Raw genomic sequence first — 18,688 nt, forward strand, 5'->3', positions numbered from 1 at the left:
GACTCGTCCTGAAAGGTTGACCGTTACCCCCGGGTAAAGGTTGCACAGCGTAGATCTTGTTCCTTGTGCGAACCACTCCCTAGCGTGAGATGAACTTTCGTCGAACGCCAGGAAGTTGACCCCCATGCGTCGAGACATACCGCCCCTCGCCGAGGTGCGCCGCATCACTCAGAAGAAGCGCGACGCGTGGTGGACCGTGTTGCTTGTCGACCCGGTCGCCACGCCGCTCGTGCGCATCACCGCGATGCGTACGAGGATCACGCCCAACCAGATCACATGGGGCGCGTTCCTTCTCGGTCTCGGCTCCGCCGCGTGCTTCGCGCTCGGTGACTGGAAGTGGCTCGCTCTCGGCGCCGTCATCTACCACCTGAGCTTCATCCTCGACTGCATGGACGGCAAGGTCGCCCGACTCACCGGGCAGGGCTCGGTCTTCGGCGCCTGGCTCGACTTCGTCTTCGACCGGATCCGCGTCATGGTGTGCGGCGTCGCCCTGATGGGCGGCCAGTACGAGCGCACCGGGGACACCCTCTACATCTGGCTCGCCCTCGTCGTCGTGGCGCTCGACACCCTGCGGTACATCAACTCGCTGGAGATCTTCAAGATCCGCCACTCCATGCGCAAGCAGATCAAGTCGCGCATGCGGGCCGCGCGGCGCGCGCAGAACGAGGCGGAGCTGGCCTTCATGGAGGACCTGCTGCGCGACAACCCCTCGGCGGACATCGAGCAGGACCTCCAGCGGGCGGCGGGCGAGGCCGCGTACGACCCTCAGACGGCCGAGGGGACCGGTGTCGACGGGGAGGCGGCACCGGTCGCCCCCAAGCCTCAGGTGATCGACCTGCACCAGGAGTTCCGGCGGAAGTTCCCCGCCTATCTGCGGGCCCGCTCCTTCCTGCTGCGCCACCGCATACGCGCGCACCTGGTGAGCGGCATCGAGTTCCAGATGGGCGTCTTCATGATCGGCCCGCTCTTCGACGTGGTGGTGCCCGCGACGATCGTCTCCGGCGCGCTTCTCCTCGTCTTCGAACTCGCCATCATTTACAAGCTGTTGCTCTCGACGAGGGACTTCACGCGGACCATCGACTCCTTCGAGGAGCAGAAGGAGCCCGCGGTGGCATAGCCGCGCGCAGTGCACGCGACGCCGGGCGGGCTGGGATCTCCAGCCCGCCCGGCGTCGCGTGGGGGGCGCAAAAGGTCTGCTGTTACCTGGAGTTGGGGCGTTTGCGCGGCGAGATGTCCGTTCCGATGCGTCAGGTCCCGTTTGTTATTACGAAAGCTTGTTGAACAAGTCACAGCTGTATGTAGGTATTGATCTGCGCGCGTCAATCGGTCAGGGTTTCGTCCCAACACCCGGAGATCTTCCGGGCGTCAGGGCGTGCCGCGACGAACTTGTCGCCACGGCACACCCCTGGCAAGACAACCGAATACCCCCCACATCCCCCCACACAGCACTGAGGAGACCCCTCTTCATGGCAACTCACAAGCGTGCCCGCACGATGAAGCTCACCGCCGCGATAGCCACCGCCGCCACCGCGGCCGGCGTGACGGTCTTCGCCACCTCCTTCGCCGGTGCGGCCACTCCCGCCGAGGGCAAGATCTACGGCGCGGACGCCAAGGGCGCCGTCGCCGGCAGCTACATCGTGATGATGGACGAGAAGGCCGACAAGGGCACCAAGTCCGACCTCGCCGAGGAGTACGGCGGCGAGCTGAAGCGGAACTACTCCTCCGCCATCAACGGCTTCTCCGCCAAGGGCCTGAGCGAGACCGAGGCCAAGCGCCTGGCCGCCGACCCGGCCGTCGGCAAGGTCGTCCAGTCGAAGAAGTTCACCATCGACGCCACCCAGGACAACCCGCCGTCGTGGGGCCTGGACCGCATCGACCAGGCGGACACCGCGGCCGACAGCAAGTACACCTACCCGGACGCCGCCGGCGAGGGCGTCACCGCGTACGTCATCGACACCGGTGTCCGCGTCAGCCACAAGGACTTCGGCGGCCGCGCCACCTCCGGCTTCGACGCCATCGACAACGACGACAACGCCGACGACGGCAACGGCCACGGCACGCACGTCGCCGGGACCATCGCCGGTGAGTCGCACGGCGTCGCCAAGAAGGCGAAGATCGTCGCGGTCCGGGTCCTGGACGACCAGGGCTCGGGCACCACCGAGCAGGTCGTCGCGGGTATCGACTGGGTCACCAAGAACCACCAGGGCCCCTCCGTCGCCAACATGAGCCTCGGCGGCGGCGCGGACGAGGCGCTCGACGCGGCCGTCCAGAAGGCGATCGCCTCGGGCGTCACCTTCGCGGTGGCCGCCGGCAACGAGTCGGCCGACGCCTCCCAGGGCTCCCCCTCCCGCGTGAAGGAGGCCATCACGGTCGCCTCCTCCACCAAGGACGACCAGCAGTCGGACTTCTCCAACTTCGGCTCCGTCGTGGACATCTACGCCCCGGGCTCGGACATCACGTCCTCCTGGAACACCGGTGACGACGCCACCAAGACCATCTCCGGTACGTCGATGGCCACCCCGCACGTCGTGGGCGCCGCCGCCGTCTACGTCGCCGCCCACCCGGACGCCAAGCCCGCGGACGTCGCCAAGGCCCTGACCGACGGCGCCACCCCGGACAAGATCTCCAACCCGAGCGAGGGCACGCCCAACAAGCTCCTGAAGATCGTCGAGTAACCCTCCCCGTCCGCCGAGCCGCGGCCGCCGTGCCCACCCCCACGGGGCACGGCGGCCGCTCTATGGTGTGCGCATGGTGACCAAGAGATACGCGGCACTCCTGCGCGGCATCAACGTGAGCGGCCACAAGAAGGTACCGATGGCGCAGCTGCGCGCGCTCCTGGAGGGGCTCGGGCACGGCGGCGTACAGACGTACCTCCAGAGCGGCAACGCGGTCTTCACCGCGGAGCGGGGCGACGAGGAGTCACTCGCCGCCCAGCTGCGGACGGCGATCGAGGAGCACTTCGGCTTCGCCGTCGAGGTGCTGGTGCGCGACGGCGCGTATCTGCGGGCGGTGGCCGACGCCTGCCCGTTCCCGGCGGCCGAGCTGGAGGCCAAGCAGCTCCACGTCACCTACTTCTCCGCGCCCGTCGACGCGGAACGCTTCGCCACCATCGACCGAACCGCCTTCCTCCCGGAGGAGTTCGGGCTCGGCGACCGCGCCCTCTACCTGTACGCACCCGAAGGACTCGGCCGCTCCAGACTCGGCGAGCAGCTGTCGAGACCCGCCCTGAACAAGGGCCTCATCGCCACCAGCCGCAACTGGAACACCGTCACCCGGCTCGTGGAGATGACCCATGACTGAACGCACCCCCGCCGTCGAAGCCGCCATCGAGGGCGAACTGCGCCTCCTGGACCCCGAGGTGCGCACCTCACCCGAACTCTTCGGAGCCTTGCTGCACCCGGAGTTCACCGAGTTCGGAGCGTCCGGCACGCGCTGGGACCGGGAGTCGATCGTACGGCTCCTCACGGATCGCCCCGACCCCGCGAGCCGCCCCACCACGACCTCGCACATGCGCGGCGTCCAGCTCGCCGACGACGTGGTCCACCTGACCTTCGACACGGACAGCAACGGCCGCCGTGCGCACCGCAGTTCGCTGTGGCGGCGTACGGAGGACGGATGGCGGCTCTTTTTCCACCAGGGGACGCCCTTCAGTGACGCCAGTGACATCAGAGAGGCGGGGCCTGAAGTCGGGAGGTGAGCAGCAGGGTGGTCCTGCCGTTCTCCTCGGGGACCTCGCGGCCCTGGGTGTAGCCGAGGCGCTTGAGGACGGCGAGGGAGGCGGTGTTCTCCGAGTCCACGGTGGCGTGCACCTCGGCCAGACCGAGGGTCTCGTGCCCGTACGAGGTCAGCAGCCGCGCCAGCTCGGTCCCGAGCCCGAGGCCCCAGGTCTCCCTGGTCAGGCCGTAGACGATCTCGTGCCCGTCGAGCCAGGTCTCGGGCGAGGGCTTCAGCTCCGCGTGCCCGACGTAGCGCCCCTCGTACCGGACCGCCCACACGGGGAAACGTTCCTCCGCGTAGATGAGGCTGAATATCCGCCCGAACAGCGCCCGGTCCTCCGCCGCGCTCTGCATGCCGTCCCCGAACCAGCGGCCGACGGCCTCGTCCTGGAAGAGCGCGACGAAGTGCGCCTCGTCGGCGGAGGCATAGGCGCAGAGCGAGAGGCGTTCGGACCGCAGTTCGGGTGTCATCCGCGAGACAGTAGGGGGCCGGCCCGGGTGGGGCAAGCGGTTTGCGCCGGTCACGGCCCTGCGGAGGAGTCCCCCGGGGGTCCGTCACCCCGCCGTACGCGGCAGTCCGATCGGGTTCGGGTAGGGCAGGATGCCCGAACTCTGGATGGCCCGGGACGCCGGGTGGAGGGCGGCCAGGAGTGCGTCCACGGTGGGGGAGGGCAAGGGGTGCAGCAGGCGGTCGGTGAGGCGGTCCGTGTCGTCCTCGATCAACTCGCGTTCCGTCAGGCCCTGTTCGGTCACCCGGCCCGTCGGATCGATCAGTCCGCGGCCGCGCAGGCGGTCCACGGCTACCTCCCACTCCTCCTCGCTCCAGCCGCGGTCCTGGCGGATGCGGGACGCGTCCACCCTGCCCGTGGCGGCGGCCAGGACGAGGGCCTCGCGCGCGTCCAGCCCGTGATCGGCGAGCACCGCGACATGCGCGTCGCCCCGGAATTCCCGTACGCACGTGACCAGTTGCCATAGACGCTCCACCGGGTCCGCCCGGTCCGTCAGGTCGCGGTTGGCGGCGAACAGGGGGCGGGCCAGCGGCGGGGCGTCCTCGACCAGGGCCTTCAGTGGCGGGTTGGCCGAAGTCGTCAAGATGGCGATGTCCGGGACCAGTTGGCGCAGGGCGCGGGCCGCGAGGCGGGCCCGCTCCTCGACGACCCGGTCCGGCGAGGCGTACTCCCAGGCCGAGGGGAGGGCGCGCGCCACCATGCCCGGCGCGAAGACACCGAGGGCCGCCGACGCGACGCCGGGCCCCACGCGGCCCATCGGGGCGGCGCGGGCGGCGAAGTACCCCATCCAGAAGCCCTTGAGGCCCACCGCCCGGCCGAGGCCGCGGCAGCGCTCCTCGAAATAGATCACCGCGTGCAGGGGTTCGGTCCGCAGCCACAGCGTGCGGGAACGGCTCGGGGTCATGAACCCACAAGCTAGGCCAGTGCGGGAATCCGCGCCAGAGGAGCAACAGAGCAGGTGTCCGGCGCGTACGTCTCTTCGTAGCGCCGCACCAGCAGCCGCGCCACCGCCGGCGCCGGGCCGAGGACGTCGGCCAGTACGTCGGCCCCGGCGGCGCCCCGCGCGATGCGGTCCGGTAGGAAGCCGGGCGCGAGGACGTAGGGGGCGACCGCCACCTGACGTACCCCGGGCACGGCACGCAGTGCGCGCACGGCGTCCTCCGTGCGCGGCAGAGATGCGGAGGCGAACGCAGGCCGCACGGCACACCAACCGGTGAGCCGCCACTCCCGCGCGATTTCAGCGATCACTGCGATCGCCTCCGGGTCCGATGACCCCGCCGAGGCCAGCACGACCCCGGTCGAGGACCTGTCGGCGGGGTCGAGCCCCGCCTCGTACAACCGCTGCTCCAGGGCGTGCAGGAGGAGAGGCGACGGGCCGAGGACCGGCGCCCGGCGGACGCGCAGGGCCGCGGGGGCCTCGCGCAGCACCGCCGGGATGTCCGCCTTGGCGTGGAACGCGCGCGTCAGCAGCAGGGGCAGCGCCACGACGTCCCGTACGCCTTCGGCCGCGAGCCTCTCCAGCACGGCCGGCACGGAAGGCGCGTCGAAGTCCAGGAAGCCGACCTCCACCCGCAGTCCCGGGCGCAGCGACCGCACCCGGCGCACCAGCGCGCGCACGGTCGCGGCGTGCCGCGGGTCGCGGCTGCCGTGGGCGATGACGAGGAGCACGGGTCGGTACACGGCGCCTCAGCTCTTCACGAGGAGACCGCGGCCGCGCAGCACGCGCCGCTCCAACGGGCTGAAGATGAGCAGGTCGATGGCGATGCCGACGATGAGGATGAGGAAGATGGCCAGGAAGATCATGGGCATGGAGCTGGCGTTGCGGCCGTTCTCCAGGAGCTGGCCGAGGCCCACCCCCAGCTCCGGCGAGGACGCGATGATCTCCGCGGCCATGAGGGACCGCCAGGAGAACGCCCAGCCCTGCTTGAGCCCCGCGAGGTAGCCGGGCAGCGCGGCTGGGAGCACGATGTGCCAGGTGTGCCGCAGGCCCGACGCGCCGAGCGTGCGGCCCGCGCGCAGGAACAGCGGCGGCACCTGGTCGACGCCCGACACCAGGCCGTTGGCGATGGAGGGCACGGCGCCGAGCAGGATCACCGCGTACATCATCTTGTTCTCCAGGCCCAGCCAGAGCACGGCCGGCGGCACCCACGCCACCGAGGGCAGCGACTGGAGCCCGGAGAGGATGGGGCCGATCGCGGCCCTGATGAACCGCACCCGGGCGACGATCAGGCCGAGCGGCGTGCCGATCGCCAGGGCGAACAGGAAGCCGAGCAGCCCGCGCGAGACGGACGTCCAGATGTAGTCGAGGAGCGTGCCCTGGAGCCAGGCCTCGCGCACCTCGTTCCAGACCGCGGACGGCGAGGGCAGCTTGCTCGGGTCGTCGACGACCTTGAAGGAGACCAGCGCCTGCCAGACCACGAGGACGAGCAGCACCGCGGTGAGCGGCGGCAGCACCTTCTGCACCAGGACCTGGCGCACGGGCGTGCGCACGGGACCCGCGGTCGTCTCCAGCGCGTCGAGCCCCGCCTCGAGACCGGCGAGATCCTGACTGTCCCCGGCCTCCTTCGTCTCAGTGCTGGCCATGGCGGCGGATCTCCCCACGCAGTTGTTCGGTGATCTCGACGGACAGTTCCGCAACTGCGGAGTCCTCGATGCGGCGCGGGTGCGGGATGTCGACCCGCCACTCGTGCGCCACCCGGCCGGGACGCGACGAGAGGAGCACGACGCGCTGGGCGAGGCGCACGGCCTCGCGGACGTTGTGCGTGACGAAGAGGACGGAGACGTTCGTCTCGCGCCAGATGCGGGTCAGCTCGTCGTGCAGCACATCGCGCGTGATCGCGTCCAGCGCGGCGAACGGCTCGTCCATCAGCAGGAGCCTGCTGTCCTGCGCGAGCGCGCGGGCCAGCGCCACGCGCTGGCGCATGCCGCCGGACAGCTCGTGCACGCGCTTGCCGTACGCGCCGTGCAGCCGGACGAGTTCCAGCAGCTCCTCGGCCTTCGGGCGGCGCTCCGCCTTCGGTACGCCGCGCAGCTTCAGGGCGAGTTCGATGTTCTTGCCCGCGGTCAGCCACGGGAAGAGCGCATGCTCCTGGAACATCAGGGCCGGGCGGCCGTCCGTCGCGATGGTGCCCGCCGACGGCTTGTCGAGCCCGGCCACCAGGTTGAGCAGCGTCGACTTCCCGCAGCCCGACGCGCCCAGGAGGGTGACGAACTCACCCGGAGCGACATCGAGCGTGATGTCGTCGAGGACGAGCTGGGACCCGGCGGGGCCGGTGAAGGACTTCGATACGTGCTCGATCCGGGCGGCGTGCGTTGTCTCGGCGCGGATCTCCTCCGCGGCCTTGGCGAGGGTGGTCGCCATGGTCGTCACCTCCTGGGAACTGGTCGTCTGCCGGGCTTACTTGACGCCGAGACCGGCGTCGTCGACCGGGGAGCCGCCCTCGGCCCGAAGGACCTTGTTCAGCGGACCGAGGTCGTAGATGCCCTTGAGGTCGGGCTCTTCCAGGAGGCCGGCCTTGACCGCGTGGTCCGCCTCCGCTTCGAGGGTGGCGGCCAGCGGGTCGTTGGTCGTCCGGATCGACTTCCACGCCGGGTCGAGCACCTCGGCGGGGAGCGCCTTGCCGGAGTCCGCCTTGAGCTGGGCATTCGCGGCGGCCTTCGCCTTGTCCGGGTTCTTCTCGATCCAGGCGTTGGTCCGTACGGCGCCGCGCAGCACGGCCTCGACGACCTTGGGGTGCTCCTTCAGGAAGCTCTGCTTCACGATGATGTTCGTGATTACGAACTTCTTGTCCGGCCAGAGGTCGGCCTCGTCGAGGAGCACCTTGCCGCCCTCGGCCACCAGCTTGGACGCGGTCGGCTCGGGCACCCAGGCACCGTCGATGGAACCGGACTTGTAGGCGTCCGGGGTGATCTTGTTGTCGGTGCGGACCACCGACACGTCGCCCTTGCCGCTCTGCGCGTCGACGTCCCAGCCCTGCTCCGCGATCCAGTTGAGGAAGGCCACGTCCTGGGTGTTGCCGAGCTGCGGCGTCGCGATCTTCTTGCCCTTGACGTCGTCCAGGGACTTGATCTTCTTGGGGTTCACCACGAGCTTCACGCCACCGGAGGCCGAGCCGCCGATGATCCGCAGGTTCTTGCCCTGGGACTTGGTGTAGCCGTTGATGGCGGGCGAGGGGCCGATCCAGCCGATGTCGATCGAGCCCGCGTTCAGCGCCTCGATCTCCGAGGGCCCCGCGTTGAACTGCGAGTACTTCGCCTCCGTACCGCCCAGTTCCTTCTGGAACAGCCCCTCGCGGTTGCCGACGAGGGCGGTGGCGTGGGTCAGGTTCGGGAAGTAGCCGATCCGCACGCTGTCCAGGCCGTCGATCTTCTTCGCGCCCGCGGCGACCTTGGACTTGCCGTCCTGGTCCGTCTTATGGGAGCCGTATCCGCAGGCGCCGAGCGCCAGGGCCAGCAGGGGCAGGGCCGCCAGGGCGGTGAGTCGGGTACGTGGTGCAGGCACGGGAGGTGGCCTCTCGTCGGCCCGGGCGCACGCCGTCAGGTCGTGGCCGGGAGGTCGGCAGGTCTTCGTCTTCGCGTACGTCGTAGGGGTGCGCCCCGCAGGACGGGGCGGCGGTGGGCGCGCAGGCGGTGCGCGTACGTCATCGCACACATCGCGCGACGCCGCCCTGCCCGCTGCCGAGGGCGCCGCTGCCGATGCGGCCGCCCTCCTTCGCGAAGGTCGAGAACACGTCGAGTCGGGGCATGTCAGAAGTCCCAGCCCTCGTCGTCCGGGGCCAAAGCGGCCTCTTCGGCGGCGGTGGCGAACGCCTCGCCCGCCATGCCGGCCGCCAGCGTCGTGCCGTCGGCCGGGTCGATCAGCAGGAACGACCCGGTGCGCCGCGAGTCCGCGTACGAGTCGAGCGCGAGGGGCTCGGCGGTACGGACCTTCACGCGCCCGATGTCGTTGGCGACGAGCCGCCCGGGCTCCGGGTGCTGGGACAGGTCGTCGAGGGTCAGCCGCGAGGGGATCTCCTTGACGATCGCCTTGACCGTGCGAGTGGTGTGCTTGAGCAGCACCCGCTGGCCGACGTCCAGAGGAGTGTCCGCGACATGGCAGACCGTCGCCTCGATGTCCTGGGTGGCCCGTGGCACGTCACCGCTCGGCACGATGAGGTCGCCGCGCGCGATGTCGATGTCGTCCTCCAGGAGGAGGGTGATGGACTGCGGTGTCCAGGCCACGTCCACCGCCTTGCCCAGCAGGTCGATCCCGGAGATCGTCGAGGTGCGGCCCGAGGGCAGGACCGTCACGGACTCGCCGACGCGGAAGGTGCCGGCCGCGATCTGGCCCGCGTAGCCGCGGTAGTCGGGGTGCTCGGCGGTCTGCGGGCGGATCACGTACTGCACCGGAAGGCGCGCGTGGCAGGAGGTCAGGTCGTGGCTGACCGGGACCGTCTCCAGGTGTTCCAGGACGGTGGGACCGCCGTACCAGTCCATGTTCGACGACGGCTCGACGACATTGTCACCGGCCAGCGCGGAGATGGGGATGGCGGTGATCTCCGGGACGCCCAACTCACGGGCGTAGGCGGTGAATTCCTCGGCGATCTCGGCGAAGACCCGCTCCTCGTAGGAGACGAGGTCCATCTTGTTGACGGCCAGGACGACGTGCGGGACGCGCAGCAGGGCGGCGACGGCGGCGTGGCGGCGGGTCTGCTCGATGACGCCGTTGCGGGCGTCGACCAGGACCACGGCCAGATCGGCCGTGGACGCGCCGGTGACCATGTTCCGCGTGTACTGCACGTGGCCGGGCGTGTCGGCGAGGATGAACCGGCGCCGGGCGGTGGCGAAGTAGCGGTAGGCCACGTCGATGGTGATGCCCTGCTCGCGCTCGGCGCGCAGGCCGTCGGTGAGCAGTGCCAGGTCGGGGGTGTCGGCGCCGCGGCTGGCCGATACGCGCTCCACGGCCTCCAGCTGGTCGGTCAGGACCGACTTGGAGTCGTGCAGGAGGCGGCCCACCAGGGTGGACTTGCCGTCGTCGACGGATCCGGCGGTGGCGAACCGCAGCAGGGTGGTGGCCGACAGGTCGGCCAACTGCTCGGTGGTGGCGGTGGTGTTGCTCATGGTTAGAAGTACCCCTCGCGCTTGCGGTCTTCCATCGCGGCCTCGGAGAGCTTGTCGTCCGCCCGGGTCGCCCCGCGCTCGGTCAGCCGGGACGCGGCGATCTCGGCGATGACGGCGTCCAGCGTCGTGGCGTCCGAGTCGACGGCGCCGGTGCAGGACATGTCGCCGACCGTGCGGTAGCGGACGAGTCGGGTCTCGACCCGCTCGTCGCCCTTGGGGCCGCCCCACTCGCCCGCGGTCAGCCACATCCCCGAGCGCTTGAACACCTCCCGCTCGTGCGCGAAGTAGATCTGCGGCAGCTCGATGTCCTCGCGGGCGATGTACTGCCACACGTCCAGCTCGGTCCAGTTGGACAGCGGGAAGACCCGGACGTGCTCGCCCGGCGCGTGGCGGCCGTTGTAGAGCTGCCACAGTTCGGGCCGCTGACGGCGCGGATCCCACTGCGAGAACTCGTCGCGAAGGCTGAACACCCGCTCCTTGGCGCGGGCCTTCTCCTCGTCGCGCCGCCCGCCGCCGAAGACCGCGTCGAACCGCTCGCTCTGGATCTTCTCGGTGAGCGGCACGGTCTGGAGCGGGTTGCGCGTCCCGTCGGGGCGCTCGCGCAGCTTCCCGGCGTCGATGTACTCCTGCACCGAGGCCACGTGCAGCCGCAGCCCGTGCTCGGCCACCGCCCGGTCGCGGTACTCGATGACCTCGGGGAAGTTGTGCCCCGTGTCGACGTGCAGCAGGGAGAAGGGCACCGCGGCGGGGGCGAACGCCTTCAGCGCCAGATGCAGCATGACGATCGAGTCCTTGCCACCGGAGAAGAGGATCACCGGCCGCTCGAACTCGCCCGCCACCTCGCGGAAGATGTGCACCGCCTCGGACTCCAGGGCGTCCAGATGGCTGAGCGCGTACGGGCTGTCGGTGCCCTCGCCGGTCACAGCGGCAACGGTGGTCATGCCAGGCCCCTTTCGGTGAGCAGCGCGTGCAGGGCCGCGGCGGACTCCCGCACCGTCTGGTCCTGCGACTCGATGCGCAGATCGGGAGACTCGGGCTCCTCGTACGGGTCGTCGACCCCGGTGAGCCCGGATATCTCGCCGGCCGCCTGCTTGGCGTACAGGCCCTTCACATCGCGTACGGAGCAGACCTCGACCGGCGTGGCGACGTGCACCTCCACATACCCGGTGCCGGCCGCCTGGTGGCGCTTGCGCACCGCCTCACGGCTGTCCGCGTACGGCGCGATCACCGGCACGAGGACCAACACGCCGTTACGGGCGAGGAGTTCGGACACGAAGCCGATGCGCTGCACATTAGTGTGCCGGTCCGCACGGCTGAAGCCGAGGCCCGCGGAGAGGAATTCGCGGATCTCGTCCCCGTCGAGCACCTCGACCCGGCGGCCCTGCGCACGCAGGCGGCCCGCCAGTTCGTACGCGATGGTCGTCTTGCCGGCGCTCGGCAGGCCGGTGAGCCAGACGGTGGCTCCGCTCACGTGGTTCTCCTGAGTCTCTCGCTGTGCACGCTCTTGCCGTGCGCTCTCTCGCTGTGCCGCGGTCATCCGTGGATCCCGCACTCGGTCTTGGTGTTCCCGGCCCAGCGGCCGGCCCGCGCGTCCTCGCCCTCCACCAGGCGGCGGGTGCAGGGAGCGCAGCCGACCGAGCCGTAACCGTCCATCAGCAGAGGGTTGGTGAGGACGCCGTGCTCGGCGACGTACGCGTCGACGTCGTCCTGCGTCCAGCGGGCGATCGGCGAGATCTTGACCTTCCGCCGCTTCTCGTCCCAGCCGACGACCGGGGTGTTCGCCCGGGTCGGCGACTCGTCACGGCGCAGGCCGGTGGCCCAGGCCGCGTACGACGTCAGGCCTTCCTCAAGAGGCTTGACCTTGCGCAGCTTGCAGCACAGGTCCGGGTCGCGGTCGTGCAGCCGGGGCCCGTACGCGGCGTCCTGCTCGGCCACCGACTGACGCGGCGTCAGGGTGATGACGTTGACGTCCATCACGGCCTCGACGGCGTCGCGGGTGCCGATGGTCTCCGGGAAGTGGTAGCCCGTGTCGAGGAAGACGACATCCACGCCGGGCGCGGCCCGCGAGGCGAGGTGGGCGACGACCGCGTCCTCCATCGAGGAGGTCACGCAGAACTCCCCGCCGAAGGTGGCGGCCGCCCACTGGAGGATCTCCAGCGCGGACGCGTCCTCCAGGTCGCGCCCGGCCTGCTCGGCGAGCGCCTTCAACTCCGCGTCGGTACGCGCCGTGTGAGTGGTCGTCATATACGCTCGCCTCCGCCGTCGGTGTGCTGAACTCCCCGGGCGAGCAACCCGAGGAACTTCAACTGGAAGGCCCGGTTGCACGCCGCGCATTCCCACGCGCCGTGACCGGTCTCGTTCGGACGCAGATCCTCGTCGCCGCAGTAGGGGCAGTGGAAGGGGGCGGCTCGCTCGCTCACTTCAGGGCCTCCTCGCCGGCTCGGGCGGCCCACGTGGCGAACCGCTCGCCGTCCGTGCGCTCCTCCTGGAACCGCTTGAGGACCCGCTCGACGTAGTCGGGCAGCTCGTCCGCGGTGACCTTCAGGCCGCGGACCTTGCGGCCGAACCCGGCGTCGAGGCCGAGCGCGCCGCCCAGGTGTACCTGGTAGCCCTCGACCTGGTTGCCGTCGTCGTCGAGGACCAGCTGGCCCTTGAGTCCGATGTCGGCCACCTGGATGCGGGCGCAGGCGTTCGGGCAGCCGTTGATGTTGATGGTGATCGGCTCGTCGAACTCCGGGATGCGGCGCTCCAGTTCGTCGATGAGCGAGGCGCCGCGCGCCTTGGTCTCGACGATGGCGAGCTTGCAGAACTCGATGCCGGTGCAGGCCATGGTGCCGCGCCGGAACGGCGAGGCGTTGACCTTCAGGTCGAGGGACTCCAGGGCGGAGACGAGCGAGTCGACCTGCTCCTGCTCGATGTCGAGCACGATCATCTTCTGCTCGGCGGTGGTGCGCAGCCGTCCCGAGCCGTGTGCCTCGGCGACCTCGGCGATCTTCGTGAGGGTGGCGCCGTCCACCCGGCCGACCCGGGGGGCGAAGCCGACGTAGAAGCGGCCGTCCTTTTGCCGGTGCACGCCGAGGTGGTCGCGCCAGGTGCCGGCGGGCTGCTCGGGCGCGGGGCCGTCGGCCAGCTTCCGCCCCAGGTACTCCTCCTCCAGGATCCGGCGGAACTTCTCCGGGCCCCAGTCGGCGACGAGGAACTTCAGACGGGCGCGGTTGCGCAGCCGCCGGTAGCCGTAGTCGCGGAAGATGCCGATGACGCCGCCGTACACGTCCGGCACGTCGTCGAGGGGCACCCAGGCGCCGAGGCGCACACCCAGCTTGGGGTTGGTGGACAGGCCGCCGCCGACCCAGAGGTCGAAGCCGGGGCCGTGCTCGGGGTGGTGGACGCCGACGAACGCGACGTCGTTGATCTCGTGCGCGACGTCCAGCTGCGGTGAGCCGGAAATGGCGGACTTGAACTTGCGCGGCAGGTTCGAGAAGTCGGGGTTGCCGATGAAGCGGCGCTGGATCTCGTCGATGGCGGGGGAGCCGTCGATGATCTCGTTCTCCGCGATGCCGGCGACGGGCGAGCCGAGGATGACGCGGGGCGTGTCGCCGCAGGCCTCGGTGGTGGAGAGCCCCACGGCCTCCAGCCGCCGCCAGATCTCGGGGACGTCCTCGACGCGGATCCAGTGGTACTGGACGTTCTGCCGGTCGGTGAGGTCGGCGGTCCCGCGCGCGAACTCCTCGGAGATCTCACCGATGACGCGCAGCTGCTCGGTGGTCAGCCGGCCGCCGTCGATGCGGACGCGCAGCATGAAGTACTCGTCGTCCAGCTCCTCCGGCTCCAGGATCGCCGTCTTGCCGCCGTCGATCCCGGGCTTGCGCTGGGTGTAGAGGCCCCACCAGCGCATCCGGCCGCGCAGGTCGTTGGGGTCGATGGAGTCGAAGCCCCGCTTCGAGTAGATCGTCTCAATACGTGTCCGCACATTGAGACCGTCGTCGTCCTTCTTGAACTGCTCGTTCCCATTGAGCGGCGTGAAGTGACCCACGGCCCACTGGCCCTCGCCGCGGTGACGGCTCGCCTTGCGGCGGGGCGTGGCTGGGGCGGGCTTCTCTGGCGTGGCGGGCATGGGGTTACGTCCTTCGGGGCAGCGGGAAAGCGGCTCTCTGACCTGCGGGTATGGGCACATGCGGAAATGTGCGCGCGGCGCTGCGCAGGGAGGGGAAGCTGGGGGGATCGGTGATCAGTTGTGCGGCAGTGCTGACTCGCTCAGCAAGGCGGACACATGGCGCTGGACATGCGGCCGAGGTCGACGTGACGCCGACTCACCAAGGCAGTTCCAGTGCGATCCATGACGGAAGCGTGTCACGGGACTTTCGACCCAGTCCAGCATTATCCAGAATGTGGACACCCCTGTCCCGCATCGTGGACAGGGGTGTTGTCGATCACACGGATCACACAGGAAAAGGGGGGCGGGCGAGGCGGTGTCAGTCGCGCCGCGCGCCCGGCCACGGGCCCGGGGTGGCGACCTCCGGTTCCTGCTCCACCTTGGTGTCGAAGAGCTTGAAGCCACGCCGCAGGTAGTTGTCCATGGCGTGCTCGCCGTCCTTGGTGCAGGTGTGCAGCCACACCCGCTCGGTCGGCGCGAGCCCCGGCCACCGTTCGGCCAGGTCCCACGCGCGCGCCGTCCCGTACGAGAGGAGGTGCCCGCCGATCCGACGGCCCCGGAAAGCGGGGAGCAGCCCGAAGTAGACGATCTCCACGACGCCCGGTGCCTCGTCCCCCTTCTCGCCCCGCGCCGCCAGCTCCATGTACCCGGCGGGCGTCCCCCTGTCGTACGCGACCCACGTCTCCACGCCCGGCCGGTCCAGCAGCTTGTGCCACTCGGCGTAGGTAAGGGACAGCCGGTCGGTCCAGCGGAGGTCCCCGCCGACCGACGCGTACAGGAACCGGCTGAACTCGGGCGACGGTACGTCGGCGCGCATGATCCGCACATCGCCGTCGGGCGCGGGGGCGGGAAGCAGCTCGCCGGGCGACGTCTGCTCCAGCGACCACGTGGTGACAGTGAGACTCATGGGGCTCAGCGAATCACGGGTCCGCCGGGATCCGGAAGCCCGCCCGACGGCCGGTGCCGCGCCGCGAACGCGCCGCCCGCAGGCTCAGGGCTCGGCCACGCTCCGCGCGTCCCGTATCGCCGGTGCGACCGAGTGCGGCAGGAGGCGGGCCGGGCTGTCCGGTGTCACCACCTCCACCTCGACGTCCTCGTGGAAGCGGTACGGGCGGTGGGCGAGCACGCCGCCGCCCAGGTATCTGCGCACCCGGGACAGCTCGGCGCGTACCGTCACCGTGCGGGCCGGGTCGCCGAACATGTCCTGCGCGAGGCCCGACGCGCTGCGTCCCTTGCGGTGCGTGGCGAGCAGATAGAGCAACTCCGCGTGGCGCGGGCTCAGTTCGTGCGTCCAGTCGCGGGCCCCGCCGAACACGGACAGGGTCCATCGGCGCGGCTCGCTCACGTCCAGGACCAGCCGGGTCGCGGGCAGCGGCTCGGGCGGGCCGCCCGGCGCCTCCGGGCGCAGCAGCCAGCCGCCGGGCAGCGGCTCCACCCGGCACGACCCCAGCGAGGGCAGCCAAGTACGGCCCGCCGCGAGGGACGTGGGCAGGGCGAGGCGGTCCGCGGGGGGCATGCCCGTCACCGCGGCGGTCCAGCCGTGCGTGTCCACGGCGATCGCCCGCCCCTCCAGGCGCGCGAGGACCGGCGCCGCCACCGCGCGCAGCCGCTCCAGCGCCGTCACATGCCGCTCGCGCAGCCGGGCCTCGGCGAGCTTGGCCACCGAGCCGACCAGGGCCAGCGTCGCCGGGTGCATGGTCCGCAGCGGCCCGCTGACGTCGACGACGCCGAGCAGCCTGCCGTCGCGCGGATCGGTCACCGGGGCGCCCGCGCACGTCCAGGAGTGCTGGGTGCGCACGAAGTGCTCGGCGGAGAAGACCTGCACCGGGCGGCGCACGACCAGCGGCGTGCCCAGACCGTTCGTACCGACGACGCTCTCGGCCCAGTCCGCGCCCGGTTCGAAGCCCAGCGAGTCCGCCTTGCGCAGCACCGCGGCGCTGCCCTCGCGCCACAGCACCCGCCCCTGCGCATCGCAGACGACCATGATGTGCTGCGCGGCGTCCGCCACCGAGACCAGGGCGTCGCCCAGGACCGGCAGGACCTCCCGGAGCGGTGAGGCGCGGCGGCGCTCCTCCAGTTCCTCCTCGCCGAGCAGCGGGGACCTGGAGCCGTGATCGGGGTCGACCCCGTCGGCGAGCATCCGCTCCCAGGACTCGCGGATGACCGGGCGCGGCACGAGGCGCGGCCGCTGCCCGGAGAGCGTCGCGTCGTGCACCCCCTTCAGCAGCCGCGCGGCGTGCGCGAGGTCCATGGCGGAGATCCGCGCGAGATCGATCGTCGAAGGGGCGTTCATCACCACGGGGTCCTTTCCGGCCAGACCGGTGCGTAGCGGCATCCCTTCATCCTGCCGTGGGATCTCGGGCCCGGGTGATGGTTCGACAATGAACAATTGGGCGCGGGAGGGCGTTGCAACCTCATGCAACCCTCGCGAACGCCTGTGCGGTGGCCGAATCTGGACGCATCACCGCCCGTGCGGTGTTCATGCTCCTCAAGGGGCCTGAAGGGCGGGGGTGGTGCCGTGTCGGCGCAGCACCACCCCCGTGTCGTACCCGTCGGCGGCTACGGCCGCGGCGCGGCCCGCTCCACCACCGAGGCCAGATCGAGACTGTGCGGCAGCGTGCCGAACGCCGCGCCCCAGTCCCCGCCTAGCCGTGAGGCACAGAACGCGTCGGAGACCTCCGGAGGCGCGTAGCGCACGAGCAGGGAGCCCTGGAGCACCAGGGCCATGCGCTCCACGAGGCGCCGCGCCCGCGCCTCGATGCCCTCCAGATCGGCGAGTTCGGTCAGCAGGCCCTTGATCGCCCCGTCCAGCCGGTGATCGGCGCCACGGGCCCTGCCGACCTCCTGGAGGAAGGCGTTCAGAGCCAGCGGCTCGCGCTGCAACGCCCGCAGCACGTCCAGCGCCTGGACGTTGCCCGACCCCTCCCAGATGGAGTTGAGCGGCGCCTCGCGCAGCAGCCGCGGCATGCCCGACTCCTCGACGTAGCCGTTGCCGCCGAGACACTCCAGGGCCTCGCCGACCATCGGCGTGCACCGCTTGGTCACCCAGTACTTGGCGGCCGGCACCGCGAGCCGCAGGAACGCCTGCTCCTGCTCGCTCCCGTCGTCGTACGCCGCCGCGAGCCGCAGCGCCAGCGTCGTGGCCGCCTCCGATTCGAGGGCCAGGTCCGCCAGGACGTTGCGCATGAGCGGCTTGTCGACCAGCTTGCCGCCGAAGGCCTCCCGGTACGTGGCGTGGTGCACCGCCTGAGCGACGGCCTGCCGCATCAGCGCGGCCGAACCGATCACGCAGTCCAGCCGGGTCGCGGCGACCATCTCGATGATGGTGCGCACCCCTCGCCCCTCGTCCCCGACCCGGCGCGCCCACGTACCGTCGAACTCGACCTCGATGGAGGCGTTGGAGCGGTTGCCCAGTTTGTCCTTGAGCCGCTGGATGGCGAACGGGTTGCGCGTGCCGTCCTGAAGGACGCGCGGTACGAGGAAGCAGGTCAGCCCCTGCTCCGCCTGCGCGAGCACCAGGAACCCGTCGGACATGGGCGCGGAGCAGAACCACTTGTGGCCCGTCAGCTCGTACGCGCCCTCCTCCGAGAGGGCCGCCGCCCGCGTCGTGTTGGCCCGCACATCACTGCCGCCCTGCTTCTCCGTCATGCCCATCCCGAAGAGGACGCCCGCCTTCTGCGACGCCGGGCGCAGCCCCTGGTCGTAGACGGTCGAGGTGAGGCGCGGCTCCCACTCGGCGGCGAGCGCGGGGTCGGCGCGCAGCGCGGGCACCGCGGCGTGCGTCATCGACACCGGGCAGCCGTGCCCGCCCTCCGTCTGCGTCCACACCAGGAACCCCGCGGCCCGCCGCACATGTCCGCCGGGCCGCGACCAGGCCGCGGTCAGCCCCGCCCCGACCGCCTTGCCGAGCAGCCGGTGCCAGGACGGATGGAAGTCGACCTCGTCGACGCGGTTGCCGTACCGGTCGTGGGTGCGCAGCACGGGAGGGTTGGCGTTGGCCAGTGCTCCCCACTCCTGTGCCTGGGCGGAACCGGCGCTGCGGCCGAGCAGCGAGAGGTCCTCGCGGGCGGAATCGAGGAGCGCCGGGTCCAGATGCCGCTCGACGCCCTCCACGAGAGCCCGGTCGGAAGCGAATACGTCATATCCCACCAGGGGCGGAGCCTGGTTGGTCACTGTGTGGGTGGTGGCTGCCATGCCGCTACGGTAAGGAG

The 18,688-nt window shown here is 70.8% G+C and carries 20 protein-coding genes; 4 read left to right on the forward strand and 16 right to left on the reverse strand.

Annotation, left to right across the window (positions count from 1 at the left end):
* Window positions 1–124 precede the first annotated feature (124 nt).
* From IG54_RS0123620 to IG54_RS0123635, 4 genes are all read left to right on the forward strand, one after another.
* Window positions 125–1,117: a CDP-alcohol phosphatidyltransferase family protein gene (locus IG54_RS0123620; protein ID WP_030787896.1), complete on the forward strand. Its 993-nt coding sequence runs from the start codon at window positions 125–127 to the stop codon at window positions 1,115–1,117.
* A 349-nt stretch (window positions 1,118–1,466) separates the two neighbouring features.
* Window positions 1,467–2,675: a S8 family peptidase gene (locus tag IG54_RS0123625; protein ID WP_030787900.1), complete on the forward strand. Its 1,209-nt coding sequence runs from the start codon at window positions 1,467–1,469 to the stop codon at window positions 2,673–2,675.
* 76 nt (window positions 2,676–2,751) lie between these two features.
* Entirely contained in the window at window positions 2,752–3,300 is a 549-nt protein-coding gene (locus tag IG54_RS0123630) for a DUF1697 domain-containing protein (RefSeq protein WP_420712276.1), read from the forward strand.
* Window positions 3,293–3,697 (forward strand): DUF4440 domain-containing protein, encoded by a 405-nt coding sequence (locus IG54_RS0123635; RefSeq protein ID WP_030787905.1) that lies wholly within the window; start codon window positions 3,293–3,295, stop codon window positions 3,695–3,697. The genes IG54_RS0123630 and IG54_RS0123635 overlap by 8 nt, the downstream gene beginning before the upstream one ends.
* Here IG54_RS0123635 and IG54_RS0123640 read toward each other — a convergent pair.
* The 16 genes from IG54_RS0123640 to IG54_RS0123715 form a co-directional block, all read right to left on the reverse strand.
* Window positions 3,666–4,187 (reverse strand): GNAT family N-acetyltransferase, encoded by a 522-nt coding sequence (locus IG54_RS0123640; RefSeq protein ID WP_030787908.1) that lies wholly within the window; start codon window positions 4,185–4,187, stop codon window positions 3,666–3,668. The two genes, IG54_RS0123635 and IG54_RS0123640, sit on opposite strands and share 32 nt — an antisense overlap.
* Before the next feature lie 84 nt (window positions 4,188–4,271).
* The gene (locus IG54_RS0123645) at window positions 4,272–5,129 is read right to left on the reverse strand and encodes an SCO6745 family protein (RefSeq protein ID WP_030787911.1); all 858 of its coding nucleotides are present in this window, start codon (window positions 5,127–5,129) and stop codon (window positions 4,272–4,274) included.
* Window positions 5,130–5,140: 11 nt separating this feature from the next.
* On the reverse strand, window positions 5,141–5,905 hold the full coding sequence (locus tag IG54_RS0123650; RefSeq protein ID WP_030787914.1) for a sirohydrochlorin chelatase: 765 nt from the start codon (window positions 5,903–5,905) through the stop codon (window positions 5,141–5,143).
* A 6-nt stretch (window positions 5,906–5,911) separates the two neighbouring features.
* Window positions 5,912–6,808: an ABC transporter permease gene (locus IG54_RS0123655; protein ID WP_030787916.1), complete on the reverse strand. Its 897-nt coding sequence runs from the start codon at window positions 6,806–6,808 to the stop codon at window positions 5,912–5,914.
* Window positions 6,795–7,586, reverse strand: a complete 792-nt coding sequence (locus tag IG54_RS0123660) for an ABC transporter ATP-binding protein (RefSeq protein WP_030787918.1) — start codon at window positions 7,584–7,586, stop codon at window positions 6,795–6,797. The genes IG54_RS0123655 and IG54_RS0123660 overlap by 14 nt, the downstream gene beginning before the upstream one ends.
* Window positions 7,587–7,622: 36 nt before the next feature.
* Complete coding sequence (locus IG54_RS0123665; RefSeq protein WP_030787920.1) at window positions 7,623–8,726, reverse strand: aliphatic sulfonate ABC transporter substrate-binding protein; 1,104 nt, start codon at window positions 8,724–8,726, stop codon at window positions 7,623–7,625.
* Window positions 8,727–8,971: 245 nt separating this feature from the next.
* Window positions 8,972–10,324: a sulfate adenylyltransferase subunit 1 gene (locus IG54_RS0123675; protein ID WP_030787925.1), complete on the reverse strand. Its 1,353-nt coding sequence runs from the start codon at window positions 10,322–10,324 to the stop codon at window positions 8,972–8,974.
* 2 nt (window positions 10,325–10,326) lie between these two features.
* On the reverse strand, window positions 10,327–11,265 hold the full coding sequence (gene cysD, locus IG54_RS0123680; RefSeq protein WP_030787928.1) for a sulfate adenylyltransferase subunit CysD: 939 nt from the start codon (window positions 11,263–11,265) through the stop codon (window positions 10,327–10,329).
* The gene (cysC, locus tag IG54_RS0123685; protein WP_051819828.1) at window positions 11,262–11,861 is read right to left on the reverse strand and encodes an adenylyl-sulfate kinase; all 600 of its coding nucleotides are present in this window, start codon (window positions 11,859–11,861) and stop codon (window positions 11,262–11,264) included. The genes cysD and cysC overlap by 4 nt, the downstream gene beginning before the upstream one ends.
* Window positions 11,858–12,568, reverse strand: coding sequence for a phosphoadenylyl-sulfate reductase (locus tag IG54_RS0123690; protein WP_030787934.1), 711 nt, complete (start codon window positions 12,566–12,568; stop codon window positions 11,858–11,860). Before IG54_RS0123690 ends, cysC begins: the two co-directional genes overlap by 4 nt.
* Entirely contained in the window at window positions 12,565–12,744 is a 180-nt protein-coding gene (locus IG54_RS0123695) for a hypothetical protein (protein ID WP_030787937.1), read from the reverse strand. Before IG54_RS0123695 ends, IG54_RS0123690 begins: the two co-directional genes overlap by 4 nt.
* Window positions 12,741–14,438, reverse strand: a complete 1,698-nt coding sequence (locus IG54_RS0123700; protein WP_030787939.1) for a nitrite/sulfite reductase — start codon at window positions 14,436–14,438, stop codon at window positions 12,741–12,743. The genes IG54_RS0123695 and IG54_RS0123700 overlap by 4 nt, the downstream gene beginning before the upstream one ends.
* Window positions 14,439–14,578: 140 nt before the next feature.
* Window positions 14,579–14,662, reverse strand: coding sequence for a putative leader peptide (locus IG54_RS43615; protein ID WP_324615426.1), 84 nt, complete (start codon window positions 14,660–14,662; stop codon window positions 14,579–14,581).
* Between the two features lie 134 nt (window positions 14,663–14,796).
* Complete coding sequence (locus tag IG54_RS0123705; RefSeq protein WP_030787942.1) at window positions 14,797–15,384, reverse strand: GNAT family N-acetyltransferase; 588 nt, start codon at window positions 15,382–15,384, stop codon at window positions 14,797–14,799.
* 84 nt (window positions 15,385–15,468) lie between these two features.
* On the reverse strand, window positions 15,469–16,812 hold the full coding sequence (locus IG54_RS0123710; RefSeq protein ID WP_420712274.1) for a GAF domain-containing protein: 1,344 nt from the start codon (window positions 16,810–16,812) through the stop codon (window positions 15,469–15,471).
* A 224-nt stretch (window positions 16,813–17,036) separates the two neighbouring features.
* A complete protein-coding gene (locus IG54_RS0123715) occupies window positions 17,037–18,671 on the reverse strand; it encodes an acyl-CoA dehydrogenase family protein (RefSeq protein ID WP_030787949.1) in 1,635 nt (544 codons plus the stop codon).
* Between the last annotated feature and the right edge of the window lie 17 nt (window positions 18,672–18,688).

The organism is Streptomyces sp. NRRL S-920 (genome assembly GCF_000717945.1).
Lineage (GTDB): Bacteria > Actinomycetota > Actinomycetes > Streptomycetales > Streptomycetaceae > Streptomyces > Streptomyces alboniger.

Bases quoted from the DNA above. Each gene is read 5' to 3' on its own strand.
- cysC (WP_051819828.1), bottom strand. From the start codon at position 11,861: ATGACCGCGGCACAGCGAGAGAGCGCACGGCAAGAGCGTGCACAGCGA.
- IG54_RS0123675 (WP_030787925.1), bottom strand. From the start codon at position 10,324: ATGAGCAACACCACCGCCACCACCGAGCAGTTGGCCGACCTGTCGGCC.
- IG54_RS43615 (WP_324615426.1), bottom strand. From the start codon at position 14,662: ATGGATCGCACTGGAACTGCCTTGGTGAGTCGGCGTCACGTCGACCTC.
- IG54_RS0123660 (WP_030787918.1), bottom strand. From the start codon at position 7,586: ATGGCGACCACCCTCGCCAAGGCCGCGGAGGAGATCCGCGCCGAGACA.
- IG54_RS0123655 (WP_030787916.1), bottom strand. From the start codon at position 6,808: ATGGCCAGCACTGAGACGAAGGAGGCCGGGGACAGTCAGGATCTCGCC.
- IG54_RS0123705 (WP_030787942.1), bottom strand. From the start codon at position 15,384: ATGAGTCTCACTGTCACCACGTGGTCGCTGGAGCAGACGTCGCCCGGC.
- IG54_RS0123620 (WP_030787896.1), top strand. From the start codon at position 125: ATGCGTCGAGACATACCGCCCCTCGCCGAGGTGCGCCGCATCACTCAG.
- IG54_RS0123690 (WP_030787934.1), bottom strand. From the start codon at position 12,568: ATGACGACCACTCACACGGCGCGTACCGACGCGGAGTTGAAGGCGCTC.
- IG54_RS0123625 (WP_030787900.1), top strand. From the start codon at position 1,467: ATGGCAACTCACAAGCGTGCCCGCACGATGAAGCTCACCGCCGCGATA.
- cysD (WP_030787928.1), bottom strand. From the start codon at position 11,265: ATGACCACCGTTGCCGCTGTGACCGGCGAGGGCACCGACAGCCCGTAC.
- IG54_RS0123640 (WP_030787908.1), bottom strand. From the start codon at position 4,187: ATGACACCCGAACTGCGGTCCGAACGCCTCTCGCTCTGCGCCTATGCC.
- IG54_RS0123635 (WP_030787905.1), top strand. From the start codon at position 3,293: ATGACTGAACGCACCCCCGCCGTCGAAGCCGCCATCGAGGGCGAACTG.
- IG54_RS0123645 (WP_030787911.1), bottom strand. From the start codon at position 5,129: ATGACCCCGAGCCGTTCCCGCACGCTGTGGCTGCGGACCGAACCCCTG.
- IG54_RS0123710 (WP_420712274.1), bottom strand. From the start codon at position 16,812: ATGCCGCTACGCACCGGTCTGGCCGGAAAGGACCCCGTGGTGATGAAC.
- IG54_RS0123700 (WP_030787939.1), bottom strand. From the start codon at position 14,438: ATGCCCGCCACGCCAGAGAAGCCCGCCCCAGCCACGCCCCGCCGCAAG.
- IG54_RS0123715 (WP_030787949.1), bottom strand. From the start codon at position 18,671: ATGGCAGCCACCACCCACACAGTGACCAACCAGGCTCCGCCCCTGGTG.